Source organism: Desulfoluna sp. CYM3A (assembly GCF_056829965.1).
In genome coordinates this window covers 2,471,934-2,493,089 of the sequence record NZ_CP186556.1, presented here as the reverse complement: position 1 = coordinate 2,493,089, position 21,156 = coordinate 2,471,934, and the positions used below count along the sequence as shown (strand labels likewise).

Here is a 21,156-nt window from a genome sequence, read left to right as displayed (position 1 = left end):
GTTTCTCTTTCACGACTCCGTCGGCAGCCATTTGCTGAGGATTTCGGCCAGGTCTCTGGGGGAGAACGGCTTTGAGATGAAGTCGTTCATGCCTGCATTGAGGCACTTCTCACGATCCCCGGCCATGGTGTTGGCTGTCAGGGCGATGATGGGGATGGCGCGGTTCAGGGCCGTGGAGCCCGATTCGCGAATCTTTCTGGTGGCATCAAAGCCATCCATCTCAGGCATCTGGCAGTCCATGAGCACCAGGTCGTAGGGAATGGATGAAAGGGCCTGGATCGCCTCTTTGCCGTTGGCCACGGCATCGGCCCGAAGGCCCAGTTTTTTCAGGATTCCCATGCCCACTCTCTGGTTGATGGCGTTGTCCTCCGCCAGGAGAATGCGACCGCTTTCGGTTTTCATCTCCGGGATGATCTGACGGGTCATCACAGGCCTCCATGTGTTGTCCTTGTTGCCTGCCAGGACCGTGACCAGGCTGTCGAACAGGTCGGACTGGCGGACAGGTTTGGTCAGGTAGGCGGAGAAGCCGATCTCTTCGAGTCGCTGCCTGTCGCCCCGTTCTCCCAGGGAGGTCATCATCATCAGGCGTGTTTCGGAAAACCGGGGGTTCGATCGAATCGCCTTTCCAAGCATCTCACCGTCCATTTCAGGCATCTGCATGTCAAGGATGGCCAGCTGGTAGGGAGCCCCCTTGTCAACGGCCTCCTGCAGCCGTTCCAATGCTGTCCGTCCGTCCTCCACCTCCTCCGGTTTCATGCCCCATGTGGTCAACTGAATGCGAATGATGTCCCGGTTGGTCCTGTTGTCGTCCACCACAAGGATTTTTGTGCCCTGGATGTCGGTGGTGGGGAGCTGCTGGGGCTTCTGGTCCGTCTGTTTGATGAACCGCGTGGTAAACCAGAACTCCGTTCCCTTGTCGGGCTCCGAGTGGACCCCGATTTCTCCGCCCATGGCCTCTGTGAGCTGTTTGGAGATGGCAAGGCCCAGGCCGGTGCCTCCGTATTTGCGCGTGGTGGATGCGTCCACCTGGGTGAACTGCTCAAAGAGGGACTCCTGCTTCTCTTCGGGGATGCCGATGCCGGTATCGCGCACCGTAAAGCGGATCATGGCGGTGTTGTCGGTCTGGGAGTCAAGGTCCGCGTGCACCTCGACTTCTCCTTCGTGGGTGAACTTGATGGCGTTGCCCGTCAGGTTGATGAGTACCTGGCGCACGCGCCCGGGATCCCCCCTGAGATAGGAAGGCGTTTCAGGTGAGCTTGCGCAGATGAATTCCAGGCCTTTTTCATGGGCCTTAAGGGCCATCAGTTCTCCGAAATCTCCCAGCAGGGAGTTAAGATCAAAGTCCAGTTGCTCCATTTCCAGCTTGCCGGCCTCTATTTTGGAAAAGTCGAGGATGTCGTTGATCAGGCAGAGGAGGGACTCGCCGCTGGTTCGGACGGTTTCGGCATAACGGCGCTGTTCCTCGGTGAGCCGGGTGTCCAGCAGGAGACCGGTCATGCCGATGACGCCGTTCATAGGGGTTCGGATTTCATGGCTCATGTTGGCCAGGAATTCCGATTTGTATTTGGAGGTGACCTCCAGGTCTTTTGCTTTCTGTTCGAGCTCCTTGCGAACGGCTTCAAGTTCTTTGTTCTTCGTGTTGATGTTCTTCTTTTGTTCCTTGAGTTTTTCTGACTGGGCCCTGAGGGCGTCGTTGCTCCGGCGCAGCTTGTCCTGCCCGGCGGCGAGTTCATTTGCCTGCTCCTGGGTCTGCTCCAGGAGGTTTTGAACGGTGGTGTGGGACAGGAGGGTGTGGACGGACACGGCGATGTGGTCTGAGGCCGAGTAAGAAATTGAGGCGCTCTGGAAAACGCCCCAGGTTTCAGGACCGTCACCCCGATGACTTTTTCGTCGTGCACAAAGGGGGTGATGGCCATGGCGTGGGGCGATATGTCGCCCAGGCCGGTGTGGATTCTCATGCCGTCGTCCGGTATCCGGTCCAGCAGGATTCGCCTTTTTTCAAGGGCGGCCTGTCCCACCAGTCCCTGGCCGGACTGGAATTCACGGATGGTGCCGGTGGCCGGTGCGTAGGCATAGCTTCCGGTGAGCGTCAGGTCGTTGTTATCGTCGGCAATGTAGATGGCTCCGATGTCCATGTTCAGGTAGGTGGCCAGAAAGGTGATGATGCCCCGGCAAAGGTCGGGAAGTCCCTGGATGCCTCGTATTTCCGTGTTTAGGGATACCTGGCCTTTTTGAAACCATTCCGTCAGGCGGTTTGTCTCCCTGTTTTTTCTCAGGGAGTCCATCATGGTGTTGAAGGCGTCGGCCAACTCCCCGATTTCGTTTTTGGACGAAATGTGAATGGTCTGTGAGTAGTCCCCGCCCTCCACCTGCTTGGCAGCTGAGGAGAGATGGGCTACGGGGCCCGCAATACGCCGGACGGTGATCACCGCAAAAAGGATCACGAAAACGGCGGTTGTTCCGATGAGGAAAAGGGTCAGCCGTCGCAGTTCGTAAATGCCGGAGAACGCCTCTGTCTCCTCAATTTCTGCGATAACGCCAAAATCGATTCCCTGGATCAGGAAACTGCGATGGATGCCCAGTACCTGGTTGCCGGTATGGCTGGTGTAGATCGATGCCCCGTGATCGTGGTGCTCCATAAGCGGTGCGGTCTGGTCGGTGAGGATCTTTTCCTTGATAAGGCTTTTTTCCTGGTCCAGCACAGAGTTGGACCGCAAGGTGAGGTCCGAGCCCACCAGAAAGGTCTCGGACCGGTCTCCCAGGCCCGTTTCCCTTTGCATGATGGCGTTGATGGGGTCGATGAAGAACTGAAAGGTGAGGCAGCCGATCCGCTGTCCGTCGAGGTTCAGGACCGGGGCGGTAAAAAAGCCGCACACCCTGTTTCCCGAGGGCTCGAAGTGCTCGTAATCGGAAAAGACGATCTCTCTGGTCTGAACGCATTTTCTGAAGGAGGCCGCAAGTTTGGTGGCTTTGTATGGGCCGGTAAGCAGGTTTGTGCCGAGGTCCGGTTCCTGGGCCACCGTATAGAGGACGTCTCCATCCTGGCTGATAAGAAAAACGTCGTGGTAGCCGAAGGTGTCTTTGACATGGCGGAGGTTTTCGCCAAGGGAGGCGCTGATGGCGCCCCAGGTGTCCGATGTGACGAAATCCGTAAGCTCTTTTCCCGAACGGCGAAAAGCCGAGACCATCTCCTCGAGCAGGGCGATGTTGGCGAGGGTTTCGGCTTCGAAGGAGAGTTCAGCCAGCATGTGCTTGAAATAGGTGCTGATTTCCTGCGTCTTCATTTCAGCGGCGATTTCAAGGGTTTTCTGGGTCGAAGCCTTGAGGCTTCGGTGGGCTTTGTCGTAACCGATAATGCTCACCAGGGTCAGGGGGACCAGGGCAAAGAGCAGGAATCCGCTTGTGAGGGTTCGTCCCAGCCCGGAAAAGAGGGTGAAGGACGTGCCGGTTTTTGGGGCAGAGGGTGTCATGGGTTTTGATTCTGTCCTTGGGGTAACGGAGCGGCCGACGTATGGAAGCCGGCATGGGCGCATTTGGGCGATGCGTTGGGCGCGAGGGCGCCACATCAGACGGCAAGGATAGGATTTATTAAATATACATGACATGACGTGGAACGGCAAACGGCAAATCCGGGGCCGTGGGGCTTTCAGGCTGACGTGGGGTACGTGCAGCGAGTGCCGAAAACAAAAAAGCCCCTGCTTTTTTCAAGCAGAGGCTTTTGAATTCGTTTGGTGCCGAAGGGGAGACTCGAACTCCCACGAGATTGCTCTCACTAGTCCCTGAAACTAGCGCGTCTACCAATTCCACCACTTCGGCGATTTGTGAAAAGCGTTATAGCAGCGCTTTGTCCGCCGATCAAGCCTTTTTGCGCACGTATTGGGACTTTTTTTTGTGGCCGGAACGCGGCAACCCGTGTGGGCGCGCCGGATGCCATGTGAGACTCACGTGTTACCCGTGGCTACCTGCTGCGGTTCCTGTTTAAGGCGAGCCATCTCCCGGGGCACAAAACAAAAAAGCCCCTGCTTTTTCAAGCAGAGGCTTTTAAATTCAGTTGGTGCCGAAGGGGAGACTCGAACTCCCACGGGCTTGCGCCCACTGGTCCCTGAAACCAGCGCGTCTACCAATTCCACCACTTCGGCAATTTGTGAAAGCGTTATAGCAGCGCCTTTCGGCTTGATCAAGCCTTTTTTGCAAAAAAGGCCCAGGAAAAAGGAGATGGGAAAAACATTGATTTTACCAACAAAAAAATTTATAAATTTCTTTTTATACGCAGTCAAGTTGAAAAATGGAGATATGCTGAAATATCATGGAATTATACGAAGGATTCGAGGGAATCGAGCATCCCTTCCAAAATAGTGTGATCACCATCGGTAACTTAGACAGGGTTGGTGGGGGAGGGTTCCAGGCACTTCTTTCATTGGCCGTTGACAGGGCGGCACAGATCGGGGGCCGGAGCGTTGCGGTCACCTTTGAACCCCATCCGAAGCGGGTTCTCTGTAATGGTGATCATCCGCCGCTTATCACGATCCATGAGCAGAAGGCCGAGCTCATCGGTGCCTGCGGTGTGGATGCACTCGTGACCGTGCCTTTTACCAAAGAATTTTCTTCCATTGATGCTCGGCGCTTCGTGACGGATCTCCTGATCGGCAAGCTGGGGATGAAAGCCATCATTGTCGGAAACGACTATTATTTCGGACGCAAACGGGAAGGGGATATAGCCCTGATGAAACGGTTTGGCGAAGAGATGAATTTTGATGTGATTACCCCGGAGTGGGTGAACCTGGGGGAGAAGCGTATCAGCAGCACCCGAATTCGGGAGATCATCAGCCGGGGCGAGGTGCACCGGGCTCCGGAGCTTCTGGGCCGGTTTTACCAGGTCCGGGGGAAAGTGGTCTCCGGTCGGGACCGGGGCGGCAAGCTCCTGGGGTTTCCCACGGCCAATATCAACCTGAACGACGAACTCTGCCCGGCCTCCGGTGTGTATGCCGTCACTGTGGATTGCAGCCTGGGGCAGTTCCAGGGCGTGGCCAACATCGGCTACAGCCCCACCTTCGACGACCATATCTTTACGGTGGAGGTCCATATCCTGGACTTTTCCGGTGACATCTACGGGGAGACCATCAAGGTCAACATGATCCAGAAACTGCGCGACGAGCAGAAATTTTCGGGCATCGACGAGCTCTCCCGTCAGATCGAAGCGGACATCGACAACGCACGGGTGCTTTTCAAGGACCTCGCCGCCGTCTGATCGCGGCCGGACATACTGATTTGACTTGGCTGAAGCCGGGCACCCCAGAAGCGGGTGCCCGGCTTTTTGCGTTTTTGGGGGCTGTTTAGAACAGGGACATCTGCACCGGTCCCTGGGCCTTTTTTTGGGGGAGGGTGCGTTGTTGGCTCTGTTTCAGGTGTTCTTCGATGTCGGCCAGGTAGGGGGAAGGGGCGCACTCCACGGGTTCGCCGAAGCGGAGGCGCCTGGCAGCGTGGGTCAGGAAGAGGCGGTCTTTGGCACGGGTCATGCCCACGTAAAAGAGGCGGCGCTCTTCCTCGGGGTCACCGGGCTCTCCGTACGCAGGTTCAAAGGGAATGTTCCCAGCTTCACATCCTGCGATGAAGACCACAGGAAACTCAAGGCCCTTGGATGCGTGAAGGGTGAGGATGCTCACTTTTTCAGCCTTGACGGCAAGGGTGTCCTGCTCCTTTACCAGGGCGGCCTGGGCGAGAAACCGGGCCGTGGAACCCCGGGATTCAAAGGCCTCGGCCCGGTCCAAGAGGGCTGTGAGGGCGTCAGCCAGCCCCTCGTCTTTTTGGCACTCCGCAGCAACAGCAAAAAAATCGGAAGCAGGCAGCGGATCTGCACGGCGGGTGCCTGGCTTTCGCAGGCCATCCGAAGCTTCAGGATCGCTCCCAGGGCGTCCACCATCGCCTCCCGGTCGCTGCACCAGGTGTCGGTGAGCAGGTAAGGGTTGGCGATGAGATCTGCCATGCTCAGCTGCGTTCCGTCCTTGGAGACAGGGGGGTAGAGGGGGAAGGTCACAGCCTTGTCGGTGAACAGGGGAAGAGCGGTCTCCAGGTCCATGAGGCTTCCGCAGTCCGTGGCAAGCTTCACGGCGGCGATGAAGCGGTGCATGACGGGGTGGTCGAAGGCGCCTCCTTTGGCTGTGACGGCACAGGGAATCCCGGCTGCCGTAAGTTTTGCGGCGATTTCCACTCCGTGGGCATGGGTGCGGGTGAGGATCGCCATGTCTCCGAAGCTCAGGTCTGTGTCGTTACAGGTGGCCCCACCGAAATCCATGGAGTGGAATCCCATGCCCCCGATGAGCTGTTCGACCTGTTTTCCGATGGCAACGGCCTCCTCCTCGCCGCTGCGGCAGGGGAGGATGGTGATGTGCCTGGCGCCGTCGATGTAGACGACTTGTTGTCCCAGGATGCTTCCCGACGCCGCCAGGATGGTTTTGCTGGATCGGTAGTTCTGGGTCAGGGTGATCCGGGTTGCGTCGGGCTGATCCGAGAGGAACCGGTGGAAGTAGTGGGCCGAAGAGCCCCGGAACCCGTAAATGGCCTGGTCCGGGTCACCGATGACGCAGATGGCGTGGCCTTGGGGGGCCAGCAGCTGGGTGAGGCGATACTGGGCATGGTTCAGGTCCTGGTATTCGTCGATGAAGATATGCGCAAACCGCCGGGTGAGCTCGCATCGGAAGTCGGTGTCTTCTTCCAGTGTCCGGACAAGTCGGAAAATCAGGCCTTCGAAATCCATGAGGCCGTTTCGCTTCAGGAGCTGTTCGTAGGCGCTGTAGCAGCGCCGGAAAAGATCTGCATGGATCTCCGTGATTCTGGAGAGGTCGTCGTCCGGTGAGATGAGCTGCTGGCGCGCCCGTTCGATGAGTCGACTCAGGTGGCCGGGACGCATGGCCTTGCGCTCTTCCGCAGACAGAGAGACTAGGAGCGCCTCCTTCAGCAGCCGGTTTCTGGCGGTGTCGTCGGCGATGGCCACGGGTGTTTTTTCCCGTTGGTTCAACAGATCCAGGGCCAGGGCGTGGAAGGTACAGGCCAGGGGGATGCTGTGGCCAATGAGTCCCCGGAGGCGCTCGGCCATCTCCTCGGCGGCGCGGTTGGTGAAGGTGATGGCAAGGACGGAGTCCGGGTCGATGCCGTTTTCAACCAGGCGTGCGATGCGCCGGGTGATGGTGTGGGTTTTGCCTGTCCCCGGCCCTGCCACGATGAGAAGGGGGCCCGGGGGATGGTTGACGGCTTCATCCTGCAAGGCGTTTAGCCCTTTGGCGGGAGGTGCTGAAGGCTCAGGAACGGTGTCGTTTTTTTTTACGGCCGGTGGCGCCGGTTTGGTAGATGGCCCTGCTTCACGGATGCGATCCGCAGGGGGCGCATTGGGGACCTGAAAGAGAAGGGTCTGGCCGGGAAGCTCGGCCTTGTCGTCTTCTGAAAAGACTTTGACCACCCCGTACTCCCCGTCGAATCCTCCTTCGAGCACTACCCGGCGCTGCCGGACACGCATGATGGCCTCGCCGAGGAGGGGGATCCCTGATTCGGAAAGCTCGTCGCGGGAGCGATCCCGCAGGATGGCAAGCTCAGGGCCCAGCTTGGTGATGAGGCCCGAGAGCTGTGTCTGGACCTTTTTGGATTTTGGTCCCACGGAGAAGATCTCCGAGAGAATTTCCTCCAAAGGAATGAGGCTCTCAAACCCAGGGTAGCGGGGGGAGACGGTCTCCGCCTCCTCTTCGGACCGGTCAGCCAGCGCGAGGACCCGGTGCAGCACGCCCAGGGTCAGGGGTTTGCCGCATACCGGGCACAGGTCTCCCAGGGCCACCGACTCCTGGGGATCCAGGCTTACCCCGCATTTGCGGTGGCCGTCCATGTGGTATTTTCCCTCTTCGGGAAAAAACTCCAGGGTCCCCTCAAAGCCGGGGTTTCCTTCGGTCTTCAGGGCATGGAAGATGGCGTCGTAGGAGAGCTCCGTGTCAAAAAGGTTGGCCTCCCGGGCAAGCTTGGCCGGTGAATGGGCATCGGAGTTGGAGATGAGGGTGATGCCGTCCAGCATGGAGACCCGGCGGTTCATGGGTGGGTCTGAGGAGAGGCCGGTTTCACCGGCAAAGATGTGATCGCTCAGGTCTCCGAAACAGGCCGACACCGAGTCAAAGCCGGATTTGGACCCCAGCATGGAGAACCAGGGGGTCCAGATGTGGGCAGGGATGAGGACGCCGGAATCGTCGGTTTCAAGGACGATTTCCAGGAGGTCTCGGGCGTCGAGGCCCAGGATCGGTCTGCCGTCCGAGGTGATGTTTCCGATGGCGTCGAGTTTTTTGTTGAAGGCTTTGGCCGAGTCGATGCTCGGGAAAAAAACGAGGTTGTGGTTTTTTCGGGTGGCCCCGTCTTTTTTGTAGATGCAGCTGATCTCAGCGGAGAGCATGTAGTGGAGCTCCCCGGAAACAGAAGGGGACAGGCCCTCGGCGGATACCTCGGCCAGGTCGGGCCTTAAGGTAAAAAGGCCGCCGCCGGTGGGGACAAGTTTCTCCTCGATGTCGGCCATCCAGGCCGGGTGCGTGAAATCACCGGTGCCGAGAAGGTCGATGCCCTTGAGACGGGCGTGGCGGTATAGGGTTTCAAGGTCAAGGTCCCGTGATGTGGCCCGTGAATACTTAGAATGAATATGAAGATCGGCGATAAACGGCATAATTCTCCCCGCAGGTGGTTCATTTGTTGGGCACATCATAGTGCAGGCGCAGGGCAAAGGTCCACAGGAATATCCGGGTGGGCGCCGGGGGAGCGTTGTCTAAGCATCGATGACGTTTTACATTTCTATGGATGCAGAAGGATATGACTCTATATGCTTCTGTGTCGGTACGTTGTCTGGCAGGCTGTTTTACCACAAGAGTCAAGCTGAGGGAACGATGGGTGATTGTCAAGATATGTCTGCAATTCTTTGGTGTTGCCGTTCCCGGGGAGACGTGGGGAATTCTCCCGGATTTTTAATGGTATTAACTTATATACGGGACGTTCAATATCTCATATGATGCGGGGTGAGTGGTAATTTGCAGTCGGCAGAGGTTTAATCGTTTTAAAAGGTAAGGGGGGAGGAAGAGATGCCCGGTTTGGACCAAAGAGAACGAAAGGCGATGGAGGATCGGATGAATCGTCTGGCTTCCAAGGAAGAAGAATATCGCATATCACGCAAGCTTGCAGAGTATATCGATATGCTTGAGACCTACCTCATTGAGATGGACGAACGGGTGGCATCCCTGGAGACGATGCTTGGGCTGAGAGGCCTTGAGCCTCCGCAATACTGAGCCCCATACCTGACCATAGCTTATCCGGGCCCCGCATGGAAACATGCGGGGCCTTTTTTTTGTGCTGAGCCGCCATTTTCCTTTCCATGATTTGCCCACCTTGTTGTCTGTCCCTAGTTTAAAATCTGGTTTTAAGTCATCCTATATCTAAAGAATGCTCCTTGGTGTGACGAATAGGAAATATATCGTCAGCAAACAGGTCTGTTCCCCGGTGGGTAGCGCCGCTGGGCGGGCTGAACAGCGTCTTCGGGTCGCTGTTGTGTGACGATGCAGCGGGTGTCGCCTGCTTTGGGCCACCCAGGTGTTGAACCGTTTTGAGTCGTTATTGAGGGGAACTATGAATTCTGTGAACATCGGTAAATCGGCGGCACCGTTGCGAGTGGCAATGGTGCTTTTCTGTCTATTGTTTTTTTGTGCCTTCACCGTGGGGTGTGATGATGAGTCGAGCCATGAATCGAAGCTGGAAGAGGCGCGGATGGCCATTGACGACGGCAATTACAGCAAAGCGATCTCTCTGCTGGACGGAATGGTGGGGACCGATGTTCTCCAGGTCCTTGCATCCGCCCATGCAGGGCTCGCAGGCATCGACACCTTTGAGATCCTGAAGCAGGTGGACGACGGGGGCTCGGGGGACGGGAGCATCGATCTCATCGGCAAAATGCTGGGGACCGGAGAGGACGACATCCTCACGGCTGCGGACATATCAACCAAGCTTTCTGAAATCGACCTTGCCAAGTCCATCCTCCTGGACTCCGTGGGAGGTGTGGCGGCCAACCTCGATGACGACGGCAAGGTCAAGCTTGCCATCTACGGATTCACCGACATTGTGCTGGTGATGGGTAAAATGATCTCGTCAAAGGGTGGCGACAAAGATGTGACCCTCACCGAAGAGGCCATCCGGGCCCTGGGGGGGGATTTGTCGAAGCGGACATCACAGGCCTGGCCCTGGGGGACGGTGTGGACCCCATGGTTCTCATCAACGGGGACTTAGATGCCGTTGAAGCAGGGATTACGGCCCTGGGGACCGGCATTGAGAACAACGACCTGGGCGAAGAGTTTGATGCGTTTTTGAAAGAGATCGACACCAGCAGCGACGGTTATGTCAGCGCAACGGAATTTGTGACGTACCTCAACACGATTTAATAAGGGCCCCAGGCACAACGGAGATGATGATGGTTTTAAAGATGTATGGAAAAATGTCTATTTTGGTGGCAGCTGTTATTCTTCTGGCCTCCTCGGGCTGGACCGAACCCTACCGCTCCATGAACATGGGCGCGCGCCCCCTGGGCATGGGCGGTGCTTTTACCGCCGTGGCCGATGATCAAAACGCCATCGACTACAACCCGGCAGGGCTGAGCCGGGCACGGAATTTCGGCATGGGCATCCTCAACCCCCTGGTGGAGGCTTCCGAGGACAGCTATGACCTCTACAATGATTTTGACGACATCGATGAGAACGACACGGCTGAAGTGACCGAGCTGCTGAGGAAATACGTGGGCGAGAACCACCACGTGAAACTGGCTGCCGACCTGTATGCGGGGTTTCGCATGGGCAACGCCGGGGTGATGGTGGCGGGCGTGGGCCGGGGTTATGCGGACATGGCCATTCGAAACCCCACTTACCCGGAACTACACCTTACCTCGGACATCGACTACGGCGGTCAGGTGGGGATTGGCTATGAACTGGCCATGATACCGGGGCTGAGCATCGGCGTGGGGGTGAAGGCCCTGAGCCGGAAAAGCATCGACGAGGTGTACACGGCCGTGGACATTGCAGACGATGATTTTGAAGATACCCTGGAAGACGACCAGAAGGACGGCAACGATGCCTCCTTTGACCTGGGCATGATCTGGAGCAGCGAAATTGAAGGGTTGACCCGTGTGAGCCTTGGCCTTGCGGGAATCAACATCAAGGAGATGGACTTTGGGGAGGCACGGGACCAGAAAACCCAGTACAACGCCGGGGTGGCTTTTACCCAGAGTTTTTTCGGGTGCACCCTGACCGAGGCCTTTGACTATCATGACATCACAGACAACCTCGCCGAAGACGACTCCACGGAGAAGAAACTTCATATGGGGGCTGAGTTGAAGTTTCCCATGCTCCTGGCCTTAAGGGGCGGTCTCTCCCAGGGGTACTACACGGCCGGTGCCACCCTGGATTTCAAGGTGCTGCGTGTTGATGTGGCCACCTACGGAGAAGAGATGGGGGCCTACGCCGGGCAGAAAGAGGACCGACGGTATGTGGCCCAGATCTCCATGGGCTGGAGCTGGTAAGAACGCATACCGAGCAAGGTGGTCCACCATTATAAGAATACGGTAATATACATCCGCGCGTTTTTCGGAGAACAGGAAAGCGCGCGGATGGAACCAAGGGCGTTTCTGCGGTCTCCCTCCCATGGGGTTGTGAGGGGCAGGCGTCATCGTCATGGAGAAAGCCTTGCCTTTACGGCCCTTCTCCCCGATAATGAAAAACACGGACATGCGATACAGCATGCGGCACCTCCCCTGAGAATCAACCGATTCGACCTCCCCTTTATCATGAGCGTCCTGAGTTCCCATCCGGGCCTGTTTCCCCGGCCCGTGGCAGCCCGCGTCCTGAGCAGGGATCCCCAATACCTGCGGACTGGGTTTCATGCCCCTTTACCTTATAAGACTTACATACACAGACATTTCGGCGCATGACCGGCGGTGGGTTCTGGAATTCGCCCCGTGATGCGTTGCAACCCGGCAGGATTTGAGTCACGGGAGGGACGATGCAATCAACCCGTTTCGGTTCATGCGTTGTGGGGTCTCTCGCGGCCGTTCTGGCCTGTGCCCTGTTTTTGGCATTCCTTGGCACGGGCTGTGATGACGGCGACAGCTACGAGGCCCGTCTCGAAGATGCCAGGATTGCCGTTGACGACGGCGACTATGACACGGCCATCGCCATTCTTACCGGTCTGGAGCAGACCGGGGAGGTGCTGGAGACTCTCTCCACGGCCTACGCGGGAAAGGCAGGCGTCGACAGTATAGCCATATACAGCGGTGCGGCTGATGGCGGCGGCACCATCGATCAGTTCGGCAGGATGCTGGGCCAAGGAGACGTGGGGCTTCTGGCCTGTTCCGAGATCGGTGCGAAGCTCTCGATTATGGATCAGGCCATCATCGCGCTCATTGGGTCTGCTGGGGGCACATCCGGTTTGAGCGATTACAGCAAGGCCAAGCTGGGGATCTACGGGCTCACTGATGCGGTGCTGATCCTCGGCCAGATTTTTTGCCGCAACTTCGGGGACCGCTTTACGCCCCCAGATTTCGTGGGGCTCACCGAGGCCTGGATAAAAGAGGCCCGAGGTCTGGTTGCCGGGGACTTTGTCACCTTGCGTATCACGCCGGAGGAGCTCGCGCAGATTAACCGGGATGTCGGTTTTGTCTCACTGGCCGCAGCGGCCCTTGGGCCGGGAAACGTTCTGGGAAGGGAGTTCGAGGCGTTCCTTGGAGAGATCGATACAGGCGGAGACGGGGATGTCTCCTTTATCGAGTTGATCGACTATGTCAACACCCTGGGGGAGTAGAGCCCGAAACCGGCATGCACACGGAGAGACCCATGGGAAACCCTGTGTACACAGTACGATACCTTCTTGTTGCTGTCCTGCTTTTTCTTCCGGCGGCCACCGGAAGGTGCGAGCCGTATCGGTCGGTTCTCATGGGCGTGCGGCCCCTGGGCATGGGCGGGGCCTTTACCGCCGTGGCCGACGACCGGAACGCTTTGGACTACAACCCCGCCGGCCTGAGCAGGCTCCGGGGAGGGAGCCTGGGGATCCTCAACCCCATGGTGGTCGCCTCCGAGGATACCTTTGACCTGTACAGCGATTACGACGACATCGATCAAGACGATGTCATCGAGGTCACCGAATTGTTGCGAAAGTACGTGGGGGAGAACCATCACATCACCCTGGGGGCGGATATTCATGCGGGGTTTCGCCTGGGCAACGTGGGCGTGATGGTGGCAGGGGTTCAGCGAGGCCACGGCGGATTTGACCATTCGCAACCCGGTCTATCCGGAACTCCGAATCGTCTCCGATATCGATTACGGTGGCAAGGCCGGTGCGGGCTATGAGCTTCCCCATGTGCCGGGCCTGAGCCTCGGGGTGGGCGTGACGGCCTTGAACCGCAGCAGCATCATGGAGACCTATACGGCCCTGGATATCGCCGACGGAGATTTTGAGGACACCCTTGACGACGACCAGGTGGACGGGAGTGATGCCTCCTTTGACCTGGGTATGATCTGGCGCAGGGAGATTGAAGGGGTGACCGACGTCAGTCTGGGCGTTGCGGGCATCAACATCCGGGAGATGGATTTCGGGGAGGCCCGGGACCAGGAGTCCCAGTTCAATGCAGGGGTTGCCTTTACCCAGCGGTTTTTCGGGTTTTCCCTCACCGAGGCCTTTGATTACCACGACATCACGGACAACCTCACCGGAGACGGTTCCACGGAGAAGAAGCTTCACATGGGGGCCGAACTCGTGTTCCCCGTGCTGCTGACCCTCCGGGCCGGGCTTTCCCAGGGGTATTACACGGCCGGGGTGACTGTGGATGTTTCCTTTTTGCGGCTTGATGCGGCCACCTACGGAGAGGAGATCGGTGTCACCGGAGGCCAGAAAGAGGACCGTCGGTATGCGGCCCAGCTCTCCGTGGGGTGGAGCTGGTAGTTTTTTTATATGTTGACGGGATGTTGACGAAAAAAGGGAACGGAGCCGCTTCAGGGCAGCTCCGTTTTTGTTTTTTTCGTGAGTTCGGAGTCCCTTGAAGGGGAACTGTTTGACATGATCCTTCAAAATGGGGTTTACTGCAAACGAAGATTTTGCGTTTCCTTGTTTTCTCGCCACCTGCAAGGTGTTTTTTTGTCCTGCGCCGGAAGGGAAAGGGGCCGGAATGCCTAGGTGGCTGTCGTTGCTTTGATGCTCAAAGGTTTCTGCCGATTTGACATCAACCCACAGCCAAGGAGGTCGACCCATGGGACACAGTCTGGACGCCATCTTTTCACCTCAATCCATTGCCGTTCTCGGCACGTCTACCACCAAGGGAAAGGTGGGCCACGACATCTTCAGCAATATCCTGCACGGGGGGTTCCAGGGCACCCTCTACCCGGTGAACCCCAAAGCGAAATCCATCCTGAGCGTTCGCTGCTACGAGTCGATCCTCTCCATCCCCGACCCCATCGACCTGGCCCTGATCATCCTGCCCCCTCCGGCTGCCCTGAAGGCCATTGAGCAGTGCGTGATCAAAAAGGTCAAAGGGGTGGTGATCATCTCGGCGGGCTTTAAGGAAGTGGGGGGAGAAGGCCTGGAGATCGAGGAGAAGATCAAGGTCATCTGCAAGGAGGCGGGGATCCGCATCGTGGGGCCCAACTGCCTGGGGGTGATCAACCCGTCGCCCACCGTGTCTCTGAACGCCAGCTTCTCTGCGCGCATGCCCTCCAAAGGCAACATCTCCTTTATCTCCCAGAGCGGGGCCCTCTGCACGGCGGTCCTTGACTTTGCGGCGGATCGCGGCTTCGGCTTCTCCAAGTTTGTCTCCATCGGAAACAAGGCCGACGTGGATGAGCTGGACCTGCTTCGGTATTACCACGCGGATCCGGAGACCCACGTGATCATGATTTATATGGAGGAACTCGGGCGCAAGGGCAAGGAGTTCATCGACGTGGCCAAGGAGATCACCTCCGGGGACAACCCCACCCCTGTGCTGGTGATCAAGTCGGGTCGCTCGGTGGCCGGTGCAGCCGCCGCGGCGTCCCATACCGGCTCTTTGGCCGGAACGGACGCGGTATACGACGCGCTGTTTGCAGAAGCCGGTATCATCCGCTGCGAGTCGGTGAACGAGCTGTTTGACCTGGCCCAGGGCTTCTCTCCGAGGAAGTACCCCACCGGGCGGAACATCGCCATCGTCACCAACGCGGGGGGGCCGGGGATCATCGCCACGGACATGACGGAAAACGCGGGCATGAACCTTGCCGTGTTCAGCGAAGAGACCGTGGAAGAACTCAAGCGCCACCTGCCCCCCACGGCCAACTTCAACAACCCGGTGGACGTCATCGGGGACGCCGCCCGGGACCGTTACGAAAACGCCTTGACCACGGTGATCAGCGACGAAGGGGTGGACGGCGCCCTCATCATCCTGACCCCCCAGTCCATGACCGATGCCATCGGCACGGCCACGGCCATCTCCGAGATATCCCGTCGGACCTTGAAACCCATCACCTGTGCCTTTATGGGGGTTGTGGACGTCTCCCCCGGGGTGAAGATCCTCCAGAAGGCCGGCGTGCCGGTGTACGATTTCCCCGAAAACGCGGCCAAGGTGCTGGGAAAGCTTTATCTTGCCCATTGCTGGCTGAGCCGGCGGGTCCTTCCCCAGTACAAGCTGGAGGTCGATGAGGAGCGGGCCCGGGCCCTTATCCGGGGGCACCTGGACAACGGAGATACCCTCCTGGGCGAGTACGAGGGGAGCAGCATCCTTCAATGCTACGGACTCAGGACCCTGGACATGGAGATCGCCACCTCGTCGTCGGAGGCCGTGGACATCGCGCGGCGCATCGGGTACCCCGTGGTGATGAAGATTGTCTCGCCCGATATCATCCACAAATCCGACGCCAAAGGGGTCCGGGTGGGGATCCGCGAGCCCGCCGAGGTGGAGGCTGCTTACGCCGATATCCTTGCGTGTGCCGAAGCCTACAAGGAAGACGCCCGCATTCGGGGGGTCCTGGTTCAGCAGATGGCCATGGCAGGGGAAGAGGTGATCATCGGCACCAAGCAGGATGAGCAGTTCGGCCCCATGGTGATGTTTGGTTTCGGCGGGATCTTTGTGGAGCTCTTTAAGGACGTGGTCTTTCGTGTGGCCCCCTTTGGTCGCAACACGGCGCGTCGCATGATCAAGAGCATTCGGGCCTATCCCCTGCTCACCGGGTTCAGGGGCAAGCCCGTTGCCGATATCGAGGAGATCGAAAAATGCCTGGCCCGGGTGGCGCGGATGGTGACCGATCACCCGGAGATCCGGGAGCTGGATATCAACCCCATGCTGGTGCACCCCAAGGGCAAAGGGGCCACCGTGGCCGACATTGTCCTGCGCCTGAAGGATCTCTCCGAGCCTGGCTGCGACGATGGGGGTGACGAGCCCACCGAGCCGTAAAGGGAAAGACTGTTTGACACACATAAAAAACGCCGTGGAGAAAGGCTCCACGGCGTTTTTTTATTTCAGGGCTTCCCAGGAGAAGGGGAGACCGCCGGTGAGGAGGTTGGCGGCGTGGACCGCGCGGACGCTCTCCTTCCGGTTGGTGTTCATGAGGATGTAATCCAGCCCGGCTTCGGCCAGCAGGGGGATGTAGGTGTGCTCCATGGTTTTGCGCTTGTCCTCGGGGACCTTGCCGCTGGTGAGGTTGGAGAGCCCGGCCATGCTTTGGACGGGCCGTCCGGCAAGTTCCTCCAGGGCTCGCAGGGTGCGGATCACCTCCAGGGCCTGGAACGCGCCTTCGTCCCAGAGCAGGGGCACCACCACCGGGTCCACGATGAGCCGGTCCAGGAGGTCTGTGCCTGCCTCGGCAACGGCCGTGAAGAGGTGGGCTGCCACATGGAGCCGTCCGTCGGGTTCTGTGGGGACCGCCCCGGTTTCCGTGAGCAGGTATCCCACAAAACGGGCCTGTTCATACTGAGCCATCAGGGGGAGAAACGCGGCCAGGCGGTGGGGCTGGAGGGAAAACCCGTTGATGTGGATGTCCGAGTGGCCCGTTTCCAGGGCCTGGCGCGCGGGCTCCGCATGGGGAGAATCAATGAACAGGGGCAGAGGCGTGATGCCCCGCACCACATCGATGAGGTAGGGGACCACCGCAGGGTTGCGCCCGGCCAGGGGGCCGATGTTCAGGTCGATGGCGTGGGCCCCGGCGGACAGGAGCCCATGGATGACGGCTTCCATGGCCGAGGTGTCTTTTCGGGCCACAGCATCCTGAAGAATCGGGTTGATAAGTTGAAAGTTGTCGGAAACGATACGCATGGCAGAGGCCCTTTCATGGGTTGGCGTCAGGGGTGCTCGGGGCCTGAATCCGGGCAATGGAGTCAGGTTGCGGCCCATATCGCTTTTTCCGGGGCTTTTTCCTGATTGTTCCCACATGAAAACAGAAACCCTGGGGGTTTCTCCTGGATAAAAAAGGGGCAGGTACGTGGGATTGTCCCGGGAATTTGTATGAAGCAACGTTCCTTCGGGGGGAATGCCCATGAAAATGATAAGGTGTATCTATAGACAAAGCATCACCTCCAAAATATTATGGACCCCACGTCGAAGTAAACACACGTTACGGCAAAGAACGCAGTCTGTTCGGAAAATCCCATCCTCTGATACCCGAAGACTCCTGTCAACAGTGATTTTTGCAACCTCCTCAGCGGATCGGCCGGGTTTGACACTTCAGCGATCTTCGCCTCATCTCACCTGAAATCAGTAATGTACAGATCATGGAGGTCTATTATGTTGGAGCAAAAGGAACGTCGTCTGGATGTCACCATGTGCCATCGATGCCTCATGCGTCAGAAAGCTGAAAAAGCACTTCAGGGTGAGCTGTGTGACAAAAGAGCGCCCCGCGGGTTGGCGTGGCTTTCCGACGGCGTGTATGCGGTGATTCCTGAAAAGGCACCTCAGATTTGTCAGGTGCTCTCCATCAGTCATGAATCCATGAGCTTTTTTTATTTCGGCGAACCGCCCCTGGAGCAGGGGCTTCTCTCAAGCGCGGAAATCGTGGTGACGGGTCGGGGGTTCCTGGCGGACAACCTTCCTTTTAAAGTGATTTCGGATACCCCTTTGGATGAGCGGGGGCCTGGAAAATCAAGCAAGCGTCTGTGCAAGGTGCGGTTCCTGGCCCTCAATGAGGCCTCCAGGGCCCAGATCGATCATGTCATCGCAGTGAAAGAGGTGGTGTCCATCCAGTAGCGGAGGAGAGGTATGGAAGAACAAACCAAAGGGGCGTTTCCACCGGCAAGCACGGTGGAGATGCCCCTTCGTATTTTTTAAAGGTGGGTGACGGCGTATCAGATGCCGAGGTACGCCTTTTTTACCTCTTCATTGGCCAGGAGGTTCTCGGCGGTGTCCGAGAGGGTCACGGCGCCGTTTTCCATGACATAGCCGCGGTGGGCAGATTTCAGGGCCAGGTTGGCGTTCTGTTCCACAAGGAAGATGGTGGTGCCGCTCTCTTTGTTGATACGGGTGATGATGTCAAAGATCTGGCGGATGATCAGGGGAGCCAGGCCCAGGGAAGGCTCGTCCAGCAGCAGGAGGCGCGGCCGGGCCATGAGGGCCCGTGAGATGGCCAGCATCTGCTGTTCGCCCCCCGAAAGGGTGCCGCCTGCCTGGTGGCGCCGCTCCTTGAGGATGGGGAAGAGGTCCATGACGTACTCAAGGTCCTGCCGGACCCCGGTTTTGTCCTCCCGGAGATAAGCGCCCATGTCGAGGTTTTCCAGGATGCTCAGCTGGGGGAAGATGCGTCGCCCTTCGGGCACCTGGCAGAGGCCCATCTTGACGATTTTTTCCGGGCTCATGGCGTGGATGGGGACCCCGTCAAAGGTAATCTCCCCGGATCGGGGGGGCACCACACCGGAGATGGACATGAGGGTGGTGGTCTTGCCGGCCCCGTTGGCACCGATGAGGGTGATGATTTCTCCCTCGTTGATCTCGATGGAGAGGTCCTTCAAGGCCTGGATGTTTCCGTAAAACGTGTTGATGTTGCTGAGCTTAAGCATCGACCACCTCTTCTCCGAGATATGCCTTGATAACGGCGGGGTTGTTCTTGATCTCCATGGGGGTGCCGGTGGCGATCCTGCTTCCGTAGTCCATGACGTAGATGCGTTCGGAGAGGTTCATGACCAGCTTCATGTCGTGCTCGATGAGGAGGATGGTGATCTCCTCTTCATCCCGGATTTTTCGGATCAGGGTGTCGAGCTCCTGGGTCTCCTGGGGGTTCATGCCGGCGGCAGGCTCGTCCAGGAGCAGAAGGACGGGGTCCGTGGCCATGGCCCGGGCAATCTCCAGGCGCCGCTGGGCTCCGTAGGGCAGGTTTTTGGCAAACTCATCGGCCCAATCCGCCAGGTCCACCTTTTCAAGGAGCCCGTAGGCGTCGTCGGTGATCTGTTTTTCTTCCCGGCGGGCCGAAGGTGTCCGGGTCAGGGCACTGAAGATGCCGGACCGGGTTCGGATATGCCGTCCGATCATGACGTTTTCCAGCACCGTCATGTTCTGGAAGAGACGGATGTTCTGGAAGGTCCGGGTCATGCCGAGGGCAGCGATGCGGTTGGGCTTGATGCCGTTGATGCGGGTGGGGTGACGGGTGCCGTCCCCCAGGAATACGTCTCCGCCGGTGGGTGTGTAGATGCCCGTCACGCAGTTGAAGAAGGTTGTTTTTCCTGCTCCGTTGGGGCCGATGAGGGCGACGATTTCGCCTTTTTCGATGGTCAGGTCCACATGGTTCAGGGCGCGGAGGCCTCCGAAGTCCATGGTGAGCTGTTTGACGTCCAGTATTTTTTCGGTGGCCATGCTAGTTCCGTCCTCCCCTGTCGATCTTGTAAATCTTGCGTACGTTGGCGATGATTCCCTGGGGGCGGAAGATCATCATCACCACCATGCTGGCGCCGAAGAGCAGCATGCGGTAGTTGCCCACCTCCCGCAGGTACTCGGGCAGGAGGATGAGGATCAGGGCGCCGATGATGACCCCCAGAATGGACCCCATGCCCCCCAGGACCACGATGGACAGGATGATGGCAGACTCCATGAAGGTGAAGCTCTGGGGGTTGATGAAGCCTGTCTTGGCGGCAAACAGAACCCCGGCCATTCCCGCGAAAAAGGCGCTTAAGGCAAAGGCGGTGAGCTTGGTGCGGGTGATGTTGATGCCCATGGCCTGGGAGGCGATCTCGTCTTCGCGCATGGCCATGAGCGCCCTGCCGATGCGGGAGTTCTGGAGCCTGTAGGTGGCAAAGACCGTCAGGGCGGCTAGGCCCACGGCCAGGTAGTAGACATACATGATGCCCTGCTGGGTGGTGAGTTCCATGCCCAAAAGGCCGGGTTTGGGGATCTGGGCGATGCCGCTGGGGCCGTGGGTGAGGGCGTCCCAGTTTTCCAGGGTGATGCGGGTCATCTCCCCGAAGCCCAGGGTGACGATGGCCAGGTAGTCTCCCCGCAGGCGCAGCACCGGGATGCCCAGGGCGATGCCGAAGACGGTGGCCAGGATCCCGCCCAGGGGAAGGGCGGCCCAGAAGCCGATGCCGAAGTGCATGTTCAAAAGGGCGTAGGTGTAGGCTCCCACCGCGTAAAAGGCCACGTACCCCAGGTGAAGGAGCCCTGCCAGGCCCACGGCGATGTTGAGGCCGAGGCCCAGGATCACGTACATGAGGGCCGTGGTGAGGATGGTGGTCTGGTACTGGTTCACAAAGGGAAAGAGGAGGGCCGCCACCACCAGGAGTCCGTAGAAGGTGCGCTGGATCATGGGGTTGGACTCCCGGATGACTCCGTCCTTCGTGGGGCGGTCCGAGAGGGGGGCCTTTGCCATGCGCTTTGCAAGGCGGTTGCCGGTGAGCAGGGAGAGGGGGCTCTTGCCGGCGGCCTGGCTCTCCTGGAGGTAGCGCCAGATCAGGGAGACCACAAAGCTCCCGATGCCGATCATGAACATGTTGCGCCATCGCCAGGTGATGGCGTTTTCAATGGTGTTTACCTTGATCACCATGATGGGAAAGGTGAGAAAGATAAACCAGAGGGCGACGACAAACGATTTTTTTATTTCAGATAACTTGAACATCCTGGGTCCTGTATCCATGGTTGCGGTTCCGAAGGACGGCCCGACCGGGGGCGAGCCGCAC

General features: G+C 58.5%; 18 protein-coding genes and 2 tRNA genes. 10 read left to right on the top strand and 10 right to left on the bottom strand.

Annotated features, from left to right (window positions below):
- Nucleotides 1-9: 9 nt before the first annotated feature.
- From ACOYW1_RS12745 to ACOYW1_RS12730, 4 genes are all read right to left on the bottom strand, one after another.
- Nucleotides 10-1,539 carry a response regulator gene (locus tag ACOYW1_RS12745; RefSeq protein WP_482423086.1) on the bottom strand — a complete coding sequence of 510 codons (1,530 nt, stop codon included), beginning with the start codon at nucleotides 1,537-1,539 and terminating at the stop codon, nucleotides 10-12.
- Nucleotides 1,536-3,470, bottom strand: coding sequence for a HAMP domain-containing protein (locus tag ACOYW1_RS12740; protein WP_482423085.1), 1,935 nt, complete (start codon nucleotides 3,468-3,470; stop codon nucleotides 1,536-1,538). The genes ACOYW1_RS12745 and ACOYW1_RS12740 overlap by 4 nt, the downstream gene beginning before the upstream one ends.
- Before the next feature lie 259 nt (nucleotides 3,471-3,729).
- Nucleotides 3,730-3,816, bottom strand: a tRNA-Leu gene (locus ACOYW1_RS12735).
- 236 nt (nucleotides 3,817-4,052) lie between these two features.
- Nucleotides 4,053-4,139, bottom strand: a tRNA-Leu gene (locus ACOYW1_RS12730).
- A 167-nt stretch (nucleotides 4,140-4,306) separates the two neighbouring features.
- Between ACOYW1_RS12730 and ACOYW1_RS12725 the strand changes: the two genes are divergently transcribed.
- Nucleotides 4,307-5,248: a bifunctional riboflavin kinase/FAD synthetase gene (locus ACOYW1_RS12725; protein ID WP_482423084.1), complete on the top strand. Its 942-nt coding sequence runs from the start codon at nucleotides 4,307-4,309 to the stop codon at nucleotides 5,246-5,248.
- A gap of 85 nt (nucleotides 5,249-5,333) precedes the next feature.
- Here the strand turns inward: ACOYW1_RS12725 and ACOYW1_RS12720 are convergent, their stop codons facing one another.
- The gene (locus ACOYW1_RS12720) at nucleotides 5,334-5,768 is read right to left on the bottom strand and encodes a 3'-5' exonuclease (protein ID WP_482423083.1); all 435 of its coding nucleotides are present in this window, start codon (nucleotides 5,766-5,768) and stop codon (nucleotides 5,334-5,336) included.
- The gene (locus ACOYW1_RS12715; protein WP_482423082.1) at nucleotides 5,699-8,686 is read right to left on the bottom strand and encodes a UvrD-helicase domain-containing protein; all 2,988 of its coding nucleotides are present in this window, start codon (nucleotides 8,684-8,686) and stop codon (nucleotides 5,699-5,701) included. The genes ACOYW1_RS12720 and ACOYW1_RS12715 overlap by 70 nt, the downstream gene beginning before the upstream one ends.
- Before the next feature lie 409 nt (nucleotides 8,687-9,095).
- Here ACOYW1_RS12715 and ACOYW1_RS12710 point away from each other — a divergent pair, with 409 nt between their 5' ends.
- The 8 genes from ACOYW1_RS12710 to ACOYW1_RS12675 all read left to right on the top strand — a co-directional run bounded on the left by ACOYW1_RS12710 (nucleotide 9,096) and on the right by ACOYW1_RS12675 (nucleotide 16,459).
- Nucleotides 9,096-9,299 carry a hypothetical protein gene (locus ACOYW1_RS12710; RefSeq protein WP_482423081.1) on the top strand — a complete coding sequence of 68 codons (204 nt, stop codon included), beginning with the start codon at nucleotides 9,096-9,098 and terminating at the stop codon, nucleotides 9,297-9,299.
- Nucleotides 9,300-9,723: 424 nt separating this feature from the next.
- Nucleotides 9,724-10,290, top strand: coding sequence for a hypothetical protein (locus ACOYW1_RS12705; protein WP_482423080.1), 567 nt, complete (start codon nucleotides 9,724-9,726; stop codon nucleotides 10,288-10,290).
- Nucleotides 10,257-10,442: a hypothetical protein gene (locus ACOYW1_RS12700; protein ID WP_482423079.1), complete on the top strand. Its 186-nt coding sequence runs from the start codon at nucleotides 10,257-10,259 to the stop codon at nucleotides 10,440-10,442. The genes ACOYW1_RS12705 and ACOYW1_RS12700 overlap by 34 nt, the downstream gene beginning before the upstream one ends.
- Before the next feature lie 53 nt (nucleotides 10,443-10,495).
- Complete coding sequence (traF, locus tag ACOYW1_RS12695) at nucleotides 10,496-11,572, top strand: conjugal transfer protein TraF (RefSeq protein WP_482423078.1); 1,077 nt, start codon at nucleotides 10,496-10,498, stop codon at nucleotides 11,570-11,572.
- A 509-nt stretch (nucleotides 11,573-12,081) separates the two neighbouring features.
- A complete protein-coding gene (locus tag ACOYW1_RS12690; RefSeq protein ID WP_482423077.1) occupies nucleotides 12,082-12,849 on the top strand; it encodes a hypothetical protein in 768 nt (255 codons plus the stop codon).
- 32 nt (nucleotides 12,850-12,881) lie between these two features.
- Nucleotides 12,882-13,394 (top strand): hypothetical protein, encoded by a 513-nt coding sequence (locus ACOYW1_RS12685; protein WP_482423076.1) that lies wholly within the window; start codon nucleotides 12,882-12,884, stop codon nucleotides 13,392-13,394.
- Nucleotides 13,312-13,986 carry a hypothetical protein gene (locus ACOYW1_RS12680; protein WP_482423075.1) on the top strand — a complete coding sequence of 225 codons (675 nt, stop codon included), beginning with the start codon at nucleotides 13,312-13,314 and terminating at the stop codon, nucleotides 13,984-13,986. Before ACOYW1_RS12685 ends, ACOYW1_RS12680 begins: the two co-directional genes overlap by 83 nt.
- A gap of 304 nt (nucleotides 13,987-14,290) precedes the next feature.
- Complete coding sequence (locus ACOYW1_RS12675; protein ID WP_482423074.1) at nucleotides 14,291-16,459, top strand: acetate--CoA ligase family protein; 2,169 nt, start codon at nucleotides 14,291-14,293, stop codon at nucleotides 16,457-16,459.
- Nucleotides 16,460-16,519: 60 nt separating this feature from the next.
- On the opposite strand, the gene ACOYW1_RS12670 is transcribed toward ACOYW1_RS12675, so the two are convergent.
- Nucleotides 16,520-17,317 carry a pterin-binding domain-containing protein gene (locus tag ACOYW1_RS12670; RefSeq protein ID WP_482423073.1) on the bottom strand — a complete coding sequence of 266 codons (798 nt, stop codon included), beginning with the start codon at nucleotides 17,315-17,317 and terminating at the stop codon, nucleotides 16,520-16,522.
- 468 nt (nucleotides 17,318-17,785) lie between these two features.
- Here ACOYW1_RS12670 and ACOYW1_RS12665 point away from each other — a divergent pair, with 468 nt between their 5' ends.
- On the top strand, nucleotides 17,786-18,244 hold the full coding sequence (locus tag ACOYW1_RS12665; protein ID WP_482416177.1) for a hypothetical protein: 459 nt from the start codon (nucleotides 17,786-17,788) through the stop codon (nucleotides 18,242-18,244).
- Nucleotides 18,245-18,342: 98 nt separating this feature from the next.
- Here the strand turns inward: ACOYW1_RS12665 and ACOYW1_RS12660 are convergent, their stop codons facing one another.
- From ACOYW1_RS12660 to ACOYW1_RS12650, 3 genes are read right to left on the bottom strand one after another with little or no spacing between them, the layout of a single operon-like run.
- Nucleotides 18,343-19,050, bottom strand: a complete 708-nt coding sequence (locus tag ACOYW1_RS12660) for an ABC transporter ATP-binding protein (protein ID WP_482423072.1) — start codon at nucleotides 19,048-19,050, stop codon at nucleotides 18,343-18,345.
- The gene (locus ACOYW1_RS12655) at nucleotides 19,043-19,840 is read right to left on the bottom strand and encodes an ABC transporter ATP-binding protein (protein ID WP_482423071.1); all 798 of its coding nucleotides are present in this window, start codon (nucleotides 19,838-19,840) and stop codon (nucleotides 19,043-19,045) included. Before ACOYW1_RS12655 ends, ACOYW1_RS12660 begins: the two co-directional genes overlap by 8 nt.
- A 1-nt stretch (nucleotide 19,841) precedes the next feature.
- On the bottom strand, nucleotides 19,842-21,095 hold the full coding sequence (locus tag ACOYW1_RS12650) for an ABC transporter permease subunit (RefSeq protein ID WP_482416180.1): 1,254 nt from the start codon (nucleotides 21,093-21,095) through the stop codon (nucleotides 19,842-19,844).
- Nucleotides 21,096-21,156 lie beyond the last annotated feature (61 nt).

Bases quoted from the DNA above. Each gene is read 5' to 3' on its own strand.
- ACOYW1_RS12715 (WP_482423082.1), bottom strand. From the start codon at position 8,686: ATGCCGTTTATCGCCGATCTTCATATTCATTCTAAGTATTCACGGGCC.
- ACOYW1_RS12650 (WP_482416180.1), bottom strand. From the start codon at position 21,095: ATGTTCAAGTTATCTGAAATAAAAAAATCGTTTGTCGTCGCCCTCTGG.
- ACOYW1_RS12670 (WP_482423073.1), bottom strand. From the start codon at position 17,317: ATGCGTATCGTTTCCGACAACTTTCAACTTATCAACCCGATTCTTCAG.
- ACOYW1_RS12665 (WP_482416177.1), top strand. From the start codon at position 17,786: ATGTTGGAGCAAAAGGAACGTCGTCTGGATGTCACCATGTGCCATCGA.
- ACOYW1_RS12675 (WP_482423074.1), top strand. From the start codon at position 14,291: ATGGGACACAGTCTGGACGCCATCTTTTCACCTCAATCCATTGCCGTT.
- ACOYW1_RS12685 (WP_482423076.1), top strand. From the start codon at position 12,882: ATGGGAAACCCTGTGTACACAGTACGATACCTTCTTGTTGCTGTCCTG.
- ACOYW1_RS12745 (WP_482423086.1), bottom strand. From the start codon at position 1,539: ATGAGCCATGAAATCCGAACCCCTATGAACGGCGTCATCGGCATGACC.
- ACOYW1_RS12740 (WP_482423085.1), bottom strand. From the start codon at position 3,470: ATGACACCCTCTGCCCCAAAAACCGGCACGTCCTTCACCCTCTTTTCC.
- traF (WP_482423078.1), top strand. From the start codon at position 10,496: ATGTCTATTTTGGTGGCAGCTGTTATTCTTCTGGCCTCCTCGGGCTGG.
- ACOYW1_RS12660 (WP_482423072.1), bottom strand. From the start codon at position 19,050: ATGCTTAAGCTCAGCAACATCAACACGTTTTACGGAAACATCCAGGCC.
- ACOYW1_RS12710 (WP_482423081.1), top strand. From the start codon at position 9,096: ATGCCCGGTTTGGACCAAAGAGAACGAAAGGCGATGGAGGATCGGATG.
- ACOYW1_RS12655 (WP_482423071.1), bottom strand. From the start codon at position 19,840: ATGGCCACCGAAAAAATACTGGACGTCAAACAGCTCACCATGGACTTC.
- ACOYW1_RS12725 (WP_482423084.1), top strand. From the start codon at position 4,307: ATGGAATTATACGAAGGATTCGAGGGAATCGAGCATCCCTTCCAAAAT.